At 38.5% G+C, this 2196-nt stretch carries 4 protein-coding genes; all 4 read left to right on the top strand.

Annotated elements, in window-relative coordinates; all coding sequences use genetic code 11:
• Positions 1-181 precede the first annotated feature (181 nt).
• The 4 genes from ACFIJL_RS09110 to ACFIJL_RS09095 are packed head-to-tail and all read left to right on the top strand — an operon-like array spanning position 182 to position 1907.
• Positions 182-499, top strand: a complete 318-nt coding sequence (locus tag ACFIJL_RS09110; protein ID WP_375624362.1) for a hypothetical protein — start codon at positions 182-184, stop codon at positions 497-499.
• A gap of 11 nt (positions 500-510) precedes the next feature.
• Positions 511-1125: a hypothetical protein gene (locus ACFIJL_RS09105; RefSeq protein WP_375624360.1), complete on the top strand. Its 615-nt coding sequence runs from the start codon at positions 511-513 to the stop codon at positions 1123-1125.
• Positions 1126-1128: 3 nt separating this feature from the next.
• Positions 1129-1530: a hypothetical protein gene (locus tag ACFIJL_RS09100; protein ID WP_375613985.1), complete on the top strand. Its 402-nt coding sequence runs from the start codon at positions 1129-1131 to the stop codon at positions 1528-1530.
• On the top strand, positions 1524-1907 hold the full coding sequence (locus ACFIJL_RS09095; RefSeq protein ID WP_273790346.1) for a hypothetical protein: 384 nt from the start codon (positions 1524-1526) through the stop codon (positions 1905-1907). Before ACFIJL_RS09100 ends, ACFIJL_RS09095 begins: the two co-directional genes overlap by 7 nt.
• Positions 1908-2196 lie beyond the last annotated feature (289 nt).

Raw genomic sequence — 2196 nt, 5'->3', positions numbered from 1 at the left:
TGGAAATTTGCTACCGTATCAAGACAAAATCCAAAAGAAACTTATGGATTGTCCAACTATCACACTTCAAACCGCAAGTGGAATAGAAAAAGTCATTCCTTGCGCAAAAATCACAGCAAAAGGAATTGGTGTGCTGTCTCAAGAGCTTAAAAGACAAAGCATGCATTAAGAGGAGGTTATCATGATAAAAAAGAAATATAAACTCACTGATGAAACAATCAAAATTGATGGAATAACGCTTTATCGCATACGCGCCTTAAAAGATTTTGATGATGTCAAAGAAGGCGACCTTGGAGGCTTTGTCGAGAGTGAATGGAATCTTAGCCATGATGATAATTGCTGGGTTGGTGGTGAGGCGTGGGTTTATGAAAATGCCAAAGTTTATGAAAATGCTAAGGTTTATGATGATGCCGAAGTTTATAATAACGCAAAAGTTGGTGGTAATGCCATAGTAGCTGGCAAAACAGCATTTTATGGAAGTGATGCTATCTTAAGGTAGAGGCAAAAACCATGGAAAAGAAATACGAACTTACTGATGAAACAACTGAGGTTGATGGCAAAACTCTCCACCGCATTCGTGCATTAAGGGATTTTGATGATGTTAAAGCAGACGATCTAGGCGGTTTTATACAAAAAGAAGACAATCTAAGTCATGATGGCAATTGCTGGGTAGGCGATGATGCAAAAGTCTATGGTTATGCCAAGGTTTTTGATGATGCACATGTTTATGGAAACGCTCGTGTGGATGGTCATGCAAGAGTTTATGACAAAGCCAAGGTTTTTGGTGATGCTTATATTGATAACATTGCTGATATTTACGAAAATGCATGTGTTTTTGGTAGTGCATCTGTTACCGGAGAAACTAATATTTTTGGCAATGCGCAGATTTTTGGACATGCTCGTGTTTTTGCCAGTGCACAAATCTACGAAAATGCACAAGTTTCCGGTGGTGCATTTATTAGTGGAAAAGCTGAAATTTATGGAAATGCTAAAATCTATGACAGTCCATTGATTTCCATTAGAGCAAAAGTTGGGGGAAATGCCAAAATCTATGGTGATGCATTTATTCATGGAAACGCAGAGATCATCAATGATGAAATCATCACAACGGGCGTGAGGCAATAAACCATGGAAAAGAAGTACGAACTTACTGATGAGAAAGCTGAGTTTAAAGGGGTAACTCTTCACCGTATCCGCGCTTTAAGAGACTTTGGAGTTATTAAAAAAGGTAATTTAGGCGGCTTTATAGAACATGAAAACAACCTATCGCATCATGGTAATTGCTGGGTAGGTGGTAATGCATTCGTCTTATCTTGTGCTTGCGTTTACGATAATGCTCAAGTTTATGATGATGCTGAAGTTTATGGTAGTGCACGAATTAAACATAATGCACATGTTTACGGTTTTGCCGAAGTTTATGGAATGGCAACAGTTTCCGGTAATGCACGTATTTATGGCGACGCAAAAATTTATCGTGATGCGGATATTGATGGCGATAACGTCATGTCCACTGGAGAAAAAGCATGGTGAAAAAATACGAATTGACTAATGAAACCACCGATATTGTAAGTTGCCATACATTGTACCGCATTCGTGCTTTAAGAGATTTTGATGATGTTAAGGCTGGGGACCTTGGGGGCTTTATAGAAAATGAAAGCAATCTCTCTCATGATGGCAATTGCTGGGTCTATGATAATGCTTGTGTTACTTGGGGTTCAAAAATTTATGACAATGCAAAAATTTATAATAACGCCCGAGTATATGGTGGTGGTCGCATTTTTGAAAACGCACAGATTTACGGAAATGCAATTGTTTATCCCAATGCAAGAGTTTATGGCGACGCAAAAATTTACGGAGATTCAGAGATCTGCGGAGAAAGCCGTATCACAACAAACGAGAAAAAATAAATCATGTATAAATATGGAATTAAACCTACCTTGTGTGCACAGTTAGTTGTGAGAAATACTCACAATCTAGGTGAACTTTGTATCACTATCTCTGGGTATAAAGACGAGCCTTATGTAGATACCATAATTTCTGAAGACATAATGCAGCCTATAAAATCCAAACTCTAACAACCAAACCAACTTTTAACACATGCGTGATTCACGCCACGGGGGAATTGCGCTCAAATAGGAGGAAATCAAGATGAGTGAACTAAGTACCACACAAACGGAATTAGTGGAAACAACGAAC

Origin of the sequence: Bartonella sp. TT119HLJHH (genome assembly GCF_042193385.1) — a bacterium.
Lineage (GTDB): Bacteria > Pseudomonadota > Alphaproteobacteria > Rhizobiales > Rhizobiaceae > Bartonella.
This window is presented reverse-complemented; position numbering and strand designations above follow the sequence as displayed.

Bases quoted from the DNA above. Each gene is read 5' to 3' on its own strand.
- ACFIJL_RS09110 (WP_375624362.1), top strand. From the start codon at position 182: ATGATAAAAAAGAAATATAAACTCACTGATGAAACAATCAAAATTGAT.
- ACFIJL_RS09105 (WP_375624360.1), top strand. From the start codon at position 511: ATGGAAAAGAAATACGAACTTACTGATGAAACAACTGAGGTTGATGGC.
- ACFIJL_RS09100 (WP_375613985.1), top strand. From the start codon at position 1,129: ATGGAAAAGAAGTACGAACTTACTGATGAGAAAGCTGAGTTTAAAGGG.
- ACFIJL_RS09095 (WP_273790346.1), top strand. From the start codon at position 1,524: ATGGTGAAAAAATACGAATTGACTAATGAAACCACCGATATTGTAAGT.